The sequence below is a fragment of the Nocardia sp. NPDC058497 genome (genome assembly GCF_042720195.1).
In the GTDB taxonomy this organism is placed as follows: domain Bacteria; phylum Actinomycetota; class Actinomycetes; order Mycobacteriales; family Mycobacteriaceae; genus Nocardia.
The window spans coordinates 1046-2202 of the sequence record NZ_JBHXMY010000104.1 but is presented as its reverse complement, the minus strand read 5'-3'; the positions used below and the strand labels follow the sequence as shown (position 1 = coordinate 2202).

Below are 1157 nucleotides of genomic sequence, written 5' to 3'. Positions count from 1 at the left end.
TTGCTGGGCTCCGGGGTGTCTCACCTTTGTGGTCCCCCCACTTTTCTCGGGGGCGGCCACCCCCCCCCCCCCCCCGTTTTGGTTTCCGGTGCTGAGCTCGGCGTACCCTGGGATTGCCGTCGGCGCGGGGTGAGCTCAGAGGTTGCGACCGGTGAAAGTGCAGCGTTCCTACCACTGATCTGCCGTGAGGGGAGGCCTGAGAAATGAATGACGATGCCGGGCTGCCTGCGCAGGCGTTTCCGGCAGGCGAATACCTCCGGGACGAGATCGAGGCACGCGGCTGGACCGTCGCCGAGTTTGCCCAGATCCTGGGTAGGCCGACGCAGGCTGTTTCCGAGATCCTCAACGGGCACAAGGAGATCACCGCGGAGACTGCGATGGAAATCGCGGCCGCAACCGATACGGAAGCTGCCACGTGGCTACGGCTGCAGAACACCTACCGCTTGTGGAAGCTGTCCCGCACCGCGGGGTCGGAGCGAACAGCCGTGGTTTCGAGGCGTGCCCGTCTCGCACAACTCGTTCCGATGCCCGAACTTCGGCAACGAGGGATCGTTCCAACCGGCGCGGGGATCGACGAGGAGGAAGCCGCGGTCTGCGAATTTCTGGGCATAGACGACCCGATGTCGACGCCGGTCATCGAGTTCGCGGCACGACGATCCGACGAGGGCAGGCCGATTTCGCCGGCACAGCTGGCATGGATCTCGTGTGTTCGGCGGACCGTCCGGCTGAATCCGTCGGAGGTAGCTCCGCTGGGGGATGTTCGGAAGCTCGCGGGCGAAGTCGTCCGGCACGCTCGCGTGCCTTCCGCACTCGCCGCCTTGCCTGACCTGTTCCGACAGTATGGAATTCGCTTGGTCTACGTTGCGCCGTTCAAGTCGGGAAAGATCGACGGCGGCGCCTATCTGGGCAAGTCGGGGACGCCAGTAGTCGCCCTGTCAGGCCGCATCCAGCGCATCGACAGTGTCGTGTTCACCCTGCTACATGAACTTGCCCACGTGCACTTGGGGCACCTGTCCGGTGGCATCGCCTTGGACTCGGACGTGTGCGCGGCCACCCAGAACGAGACCGAACATGCAGCCGACAAGCTCGCCATGGAATGGGCGCTGCCTGGCAGACTCGAGTTCTCCACGCCGATTTCCAAGCGCGCGGTCACCGAC

Annotated in this window: 1 protein-coding gene; it reads left to right on the top strand. The window is 64.8% G+C overall.

Translation table 11 applies throughout. From position 1 onward, the window contains the following. Window positions 1-203: 203 nt before the first annotated feature. Window positions 204-1157, top strand: a 954-nt coding sequence (locus tag ACFWPJ_RS10165; RefSeq protein WP_378849388.1) for a HigA family addiction module antitoxin, incomplete at its 3' end; no start/stop codon positions are given.